Source organism: Corallococcus llansteffanensis, assembly GCF_003612055.1.
GTDB lineage: Bacteria > Myxococcota > Myxococcia > Myxococcales > Myxococcaceae > Corallococcus > Corallococcus llansteffanensis.
On the sequence record NZ_RAWB01000552.1, the window covers coordinates 1 to 6,640 of the forward strand.

At 72.0% G+C, this 6,640-nt stretch carries 3 protein-coding genes; 1 reads left to right on the top strand and 2 read right to left on the bottom strand.

Features of this window, described 5'->3' with window-relative positions:
- Nucleotides 1–42 precede the first annotated feature (42 nt).
- Nucleotides 43–624 (top strand): DUF4136 domain-containing protein, encoded by a 582-nt coding sequence (locus D7V93_RS34770; protein WP_120647466.1) that lies wholly within the window; start codon nucleotides 43–45, stop codon nucleotides 622–624.
- 25 nt (nucleotides 625–649) lie between these two features.
- Here D7V93_RS34770 and D7V93_RS34775 read toward each other — a convergent pair whose 3' ends face one another.
- Nucleotides 650–1,213, bottom strand: a complete 564-nt coding sequence (locus D7V93_RS34775; protein ID WP_208723255.1) for a glutathione peroxidase — start codon at nucleotides 1,211–1,213, stop codon at nucleotides 650–652.
- 34 nt (nucleotides 1,214–1,247) lie between these two features.
- The gene (uvrA, locus tag D7V93_RS34780) at nucleotides 1,248–6,551 is read right to left on the bottom strand and encodes an excinuclease ABC subunit UvrA (protein ID WP_120647465.1); all 5,304 of its coding nucleotides are present in this window, start codon (nucleotides 6,549–6,551) and stop codon (nucleotides 1,248–1,250) included.
- Nucleotides 6,552–6,640 lie beyond the last annotated feature (89 nt).

Consider the following 6,640-nt stretch of genomic DNA (forward strand, 5'->3'; position numbering starts at 1 on the left):
GTCCCTCCCCGGGGCACCTTCCTCCGCCCCCAGGAGCCCCCCATGCGTCTGCTGTCCCGTGTCGTTCCCGTCCTGGTGGTCCTCGGGCTCGCTTCGTGCTCAGGCGTGGACGTGGGCACCAACTACGACCCCGCCGCCGTGGCGCGGATCGACAACTTCCGCACCTACGCGTGGATGTCGCAGCCGCAGAAGAGCCAGGACACGCGCATCAACAACGCCATCACCGACGCCCAGGTGAAGAGCGCGGTGGACAGCAACCTCCAGTCGCGCGGCTACCGGAAGGTGGAGCCGGACGCGAACCCGGACTTCCTCGTCGGGTGGCAGGGCGCCATCGACACGCGGCTGTCCGAGGATGCGGCGAACAGCTACTACGGCTACCCGTGGGATCCGTTCTGGGGCTCGTTCTACGGGCCCTACGGAGGCGGCGCCTACCTGCGCCAGTACGACGTGGGCACGCTCATCCTCGACGTGGTGGACGCGAAGGCGAAGACGCTCGTCTGGCGCGGCACGGCCCAGCGCAACCTGGGCGACAGCCCCAGCATCCAGAGCAACCCGAAGAAGCTCGAAGAGGGCGTGACGAAGATGCTGGAGCGCTTCCCGCCCAAGCCGGAGCAGCAGGACTAGGCGGGCCCGCTGGGGGGAACCCGCGTCACTTCTCCGCGAGCGCCTTGTCGAGCGCGGCCTTCAGCTCCGGACTGTCGGGCGTGACGCTGCTGGGGAAGGCGGCCTTCACCTGGCCGTCCTTGCCCACCACGTACTTGTGGAAGTTCCACTTGGGCTCGCCGTGGTCCTTCGCGAGGAACGCGTAGACGGGGGACTGGCCCTCGCCCTTCGTCTTCACCTTCTCGAACATGGGGAAGGTGACCTTGAAGCGCAGCTCGCAGAACTTCGCGATCTCCTGCGACGTGCCCGGCTCCTGCCCGCCGAAGTCGTTGGACGGGAAGCCCAGGACGACGACGCCCTTGTCCTTGTAGCCCGCGTACAGCGCCTCCAGGCCCTTGTACTGCGGCGTGTAGCCACACTCCGAGGCGGTGTTCACGACGAGGGCGACCTTGCCCTGGAAGTCCGACAGCTTCTCGGGCTTGCCGTCGAGCCGGTTGGCGGAGAGCTGGTGGAAGGACATGGCTTTCTTCTCGGTCTTCTTGTCCTCGGCGGAGGCAACCGAGGAGAGGGAGAGCACCGTCGCGACGGTGAACAGCAGTGGGGTTCGCATGCGACGCGCAGGATGCCGGAAGGGGCGCAAGGTTTCACCGTCCCCGCGAAGCGACGCGGGCCTTGGGTTCTTCAGTGGAAAAAACCGTCTTGAGCACCCGGCCCGTGGGCGTCTTGAGCTTCGCCACCTCGCGGGGCGTGCCCTCGCCCACGATGCGGCCTCCGCCCTCCCCGCCCTCCGGCCCCAGCTCCACGACGTGGTCGCCCGCGGCGATGACGGACGGGTGGTGCTCGATGACGACCAGCGTGTCGCCCCGGTCCACCAGCCGGCCCAGGAAGGTGATGAGCTTCTCCACGTCGCCCAGGTGCAGGCCCGTGGTGGGCTCGTCCAGCACGTACAGCGTGGGCTCGTGCCGGGAGGTGGCCGTCAGCTCCGCGGCCAGCTTGAGCCGCTGCGCCTCGCCGCCGGACAGCGTGTTGGAGCCCTGGCCCAGCTGCAGGTAGCCCACGCCCAGGTCCGCCAGGCACACCAGCGGCGCGGCCACCTTGGGCAGGGAGCGGAAGACGTCCTTGGCCTCGTCCGCGGACAGGCGCAGCACGTCGCCCACGGTGAGGCCGTGGTAGCGCACCTCCAGCGTGGCGGCGTCGAAGCGCGCGCCGTTGCAGGCCTCGCACGGCGTGACGACATCCGGCAGGAAGGACATCTCGTGGGAGATGGCGCCCTGCCCTTCGCACACCTTGCAGCGTCCGCCGCTCGCGGTGTTGAAGGAGAAGCGCGCGGGCCCGAAGCCGCGAATCTTCGCCTCGGGCGTGGCCGCGAACACGCGGCGCAGCTCGTCCCAGATGCCCAGGAACGTGGCCGGCACCGAGCGCGGCGTGCGGCCGATGGGTGACTGGTCCACCGACAGCACCCGCTTGATGGACTCCACGCCCTTGAGCGAGTCGAACGCCCCGGCCTTCGAGGTGACGAGCCCCAGCCGGTCGCGCAGCGCCGGGTACAGCACCTGACGGATGAGCGTGCTCTTGCCGGAGCCCGACACGCCGGAGACGACGTTGAGCCGGCCCACCGGCAGCCGCAGGTCCACGCGCTGGAGGTTGTTCGCGCGCGCGCCCTTCAGCTCCACCCACGCCTGGGGCTCGCCCCGCCCTGACGGGGGCCGCACCTGCGCGGCGCGCAGGGCCAGCGCGGTGGGCGAGTCCGACTCCAGCACCACGTCCGGCGCGCCCTCCGCCAGGATGTGGCCGCCGCCCCGGCCGCCCGTGGGCCCCAGGTCGAGCAGGTGATCCGCGGCGCGGATGGTGTCCGAGTCATGCTCCACCACCAGCACCGTGGAGCCCGTGTCCACGAGCGCGCGCAGGTTGTCGAGCAGCCGGTGCGTGTCGCGCGGGTGCAGGCCGATGGTGGGCTCGTCCAGCACGTACAGCGCGCCGGTGAGGCCCGCGCCCAATTGCGCGGACAGCCGCAGCCGCTGCATCTCCCCACCGGACAGCGTGCCCGCGTTGCGGTCCAGGGACAGGTAGCCCAGGCCCACGCGCTCCAGGAACTCCAGCCGCCGCACCATCTCCTGCCGCGCCGTCTCACCCAGCAGCGCCCGGTCGCCCTTGAGCTTCCAGGTGCGCACGCGCGCGAGCGTGGACGTCACCGACGCCTGCACCACCTCGTGGTAGCGCGCGCCCTCCAGCCGCACCGCGCGAGGCACGGGGGACAGCCGGCTGCCGCCGCACGCCCTGCACGGGGCCGTCTCGCCCTCGGCCATCGCCGTCGCGCCGCCCTGCACGCCGGTGCCCTCGCACGACTCGCACCGGCCCTGCTTCGTGTTGAAGGAGAACCAGCGCGGATCCAGCTCCGGCACGGCGGTGCCGCACTTCGGACAGGTGCGCTCGCTGGACAGGAGCGTCTCCGCCCGGCCCGCGCGGACCTTCAGCGCGCCCTTGCCCCAGTTGAGCGACGACTCGAACACCTCGCGCGGCAGCTTCGCGAACTTGCCCTCGTACATCACGAGGTCGATGTCGTGCTCCTTCGTCTTCGTCAGGCGCGGCGGGTTGTCCGTGGAGACCAGCTCCCCGTCCACGATGGCCTGCGTGATGTCCGCCCGGGCCGCCGCCGTGAAGACGTCCAGGTACGTGCCCTTGCGAGCCCGCACCGCGGGCGCCAGCACCTGCCCGTCGCCCTTCGTCGCCGTCACCTGCGCGAAGAGCGCCGCGGGCGTGGTGGCGCCAATGGGCGTGTCGTCGTGCGGGCAGTGCGGCTCGCCAATCTTCGCGTACATCAGGCGCAGGTAGTGGGCCACCTCCGTGACGGTGGCCACGGTGCTGGTGGCGCCCGCGCGGGACGTGCGCTGCTCCAGCGCCACGGTGGGCGGGATGCTGCTGATCCGCTCCACATCCGGACGCGGCAGCGTGGGGAGGAACTGCCGCGCGTAGGGCGTCAGCGTCTCCAGGAAGCGGCGCTGGCCTTCGGCGAAGACGACGTCGAACACCAGCGAGCTCTTGCCGGAGCCGCTGGGCCCCGTCACCACCGTCATCTTCCCCAGCGGGATGCGGCACGACACATCCTGGAGGTTGTGCTCGCGCGCGTGCTCCACCTCGATGGCGGGCGCGGCCTCCTTGCCCGGCTTGCGCAGCTTCACCGTGCGGGCCAGCGGCTTGCCCTCACCCCGGAGCGCGGCGGCGGTGGCGCTGCCCTTCACCTTCGCGACGTCCGCGGGCGTGCCCTCCGCCACCAGCCGGCCACCGTCCCGGCCGCCCTTGGGCCCCAGGTCGATGATCCAGTCCGAGCCCTTCATCACCGACACGTCGTGGTCCACCACCAGCACACTCGCGCCCCGGTCCACCAGCGCGTGCAGCGACGCCATCACGTGCCGCACGTCCTCCGCGTGGAGGCCGGCGCTTGGCTCGTCGATGAGGAACAGCGTGCCCTTCGCGTCGCTCGCCAAGGCGCGCGCGAGCTTCAGTCGCTGCGCTTCTCCACCGGACAGCGTGGACAAGGGCTGGCCCAGGGGCAGGTAGCCCAGGCCCAGCCGCTGCGCCGGGCCCAGCGTGCGCTTGAGCGCCGCGTCGTCGCCGAAGTGCTGGAGCACCTCATCCAGCGTCATCTCCAGCACCTGCGCCACGCTGAAGCCATGGTGCCGGACGGCGAGCACCTCCTCCTTGAAGCGCCGGCCCCGGCACACCGCGCACAAGAGGGCCACGTCCGCGAGGAACTGCATCTCCACCGTCTCGTAGCCCTCGCCCGAGCACGCCTCGCAGCGGCCCTTGTCCACGTTGAAGGAGAAGTGCGCGGACGTGAGGCCCCGCACCTCCGCCTCGGGCTCCGACGCGAAGCGCTCGCGCAGCCGGTCCCACGCCTTGGTGTACGTGGCCGCGTTGCCGCGCGACGTGCGCCCCAGCGGGGACTGGTCCACGAAGGTGATGGCCTCCACCTGCGCGCCGCCCTCCACCGCCCCCACGTCGCCGGGGGTCTCCACGTCCTTGACGCCCAGGCCCCGGGCCAGGTGCCGGTAGAGCACCTCGTCCATCAGTGTGCTCTTGCCGGAGCCGCTGGGGCCGGTGATGGCGCACAGCACGCCCAGCGGCACGCGCACCGACACGTCCTTCAGGTTGTGCTCGCGCGCGTCGCGGATGACCAGCTCCCCCGTGCGGATACGCGGCGTGCGGGGCGCCTCCGTGCCTCCCGCCAGCATCCTTCCGGTGGGCAGGTCCTGCCGCTTCGCCAGCGCCTCCGGGGTGCCGTCGAAGCACAGCGTCCCGCCCTGGCGCCCGGCGCCCGGGCCCAGCTCCAGCACGCGGTGCGCGGAGCGGATGACCAGCGGATCATGCTCGATGACCAGCGCGATGTTGCCCCGGTCCGCCAGCTCCGCGATGGCCTCCGTGAGCGGCGGCACGTCCCCCGGGTGCAGGCCCACGGTGGGCTCGTCCAGCACGAAGAGCGCGCCCGTGAGCGACGTGCCCAGGGCCGCGGTGAGCGACACGCGCTGCGCCTCGCCCCCGGACAGCGTGCGCGCGGGCCGGTCCAACGTGAGGTAGCCCAGGCCCACCCGCTGCAGGTAGCGCAGGCGCCCGGCCAGCTCGCGCCGCGCCAGGTCCCCCTGCCCCGTGAGCGTGCGCAGCGCGTCCAGGCGCGCAAGGCCGTCCGTCAGCTCCAGCCCGTGCCAGCCCGGCAGGTCCAACCCGCCCACGCGCCACGCGCGGGCCTGCTCATTGAGCCGCGCGCCATTGCAGGCCTCGCAGAGCGTGTACGCGCGGTAGCGCGCCAGCAGCACGCGCACGTGCATCTTGTACGTGCGGCCCTCCATCCACTTGAACCACGCGCGCACGCCCGGGTACGCGCGGCCCTCGTCGTAGCCGCCGGAGCCCTGGAGCACCGACTCGCGCTGCGCCTCGGTGAGCTGCTCCCACGGCCTGTCGAGCGGGATGCCCTTCTGCCGGCACCAGCGCTGAAGCATGTCCCGCTCCCAGCTCGTGGACTGGCCGGACCACGGCCGGATGGCGCCCTGGGCCAGGCTCAGCGCCGGGTTGGGGATCACCTTCCCCCAGTCGATGCCGATGGTGCGCCCGAAGCCCCGGCACGGCGCGCACGCGCCCACCGGGCTCTGGTAGCTGAAGAGGCCCGGCCGCGCGGGCTCGAACTCCTTCGCGCACTTCGGACACACGAGCCCCCGGCGCAGCCGCTTCGGCGCGGACTCCGGCAGGAACAGGAGCGCGTCACCGTCCGAGCGCGCCCACGCATCCTCCAGCGCCTGGGTGACGCGCGACAGGTTCGCGTCCGACAGCTTCAGCCGGTCCACCACCACCTGCGCCACGCCCCCGGAGTCCGTGGCCTCGCCCGGCTTGAGCGTCTCCAGTTCCTTCACCTCGCCCTGCACCATCAGCCGGTGGAAGCCGTCCTTCAGCAGCCGGGCGCGCGTGTCCAGGAACGCGGACGTGTCCGGGATGCGCACGGGGAAGGTGAAGACGGCGGGCGCGTCCGGGTGCTCGCGCAGGGCGGCCTGGGCGGCCACGCGCGCGTCGGTGCGGACCGCCTCCACGCCGCAGTCCGGGCACACCGGCATCGCCTCCCGGGTAAAGAGCGCGGACAGGTACGGCTCCACGTCCGCCAGCGTCGCCACCGTGGAGCGCGAGCTCTTCACCGGCGCGCGCCGGTCCACCGCCACGCCCGCCGCCACCGGCTCCAGGGCGACCATCGGCGGCCGCTCCAGCCGCTCGAGGAACTGCCGGGCATACGGGCTGAAGCTCTCCACGAAGCGGCGCTGGCCCTCCGCGTAGAGCGTGTCCAGCGCGAGGCTCGACTTGCCGCCACCGGACACGCCGGTGATGCAGACGAACTCTCCTTCCGCCAGGTCGACGGACAAATCCTTCAGGTTGTGGGTTCGGGCGCCAACGAGGTGGGTCTTGTGCATGCCGGCCGGAGGTTTAACGACCCGACACTCCCACGCCAATCACAACATGGCGGACAACATCCCCCGGGGCATGCCGGTTGGGTGGGGGG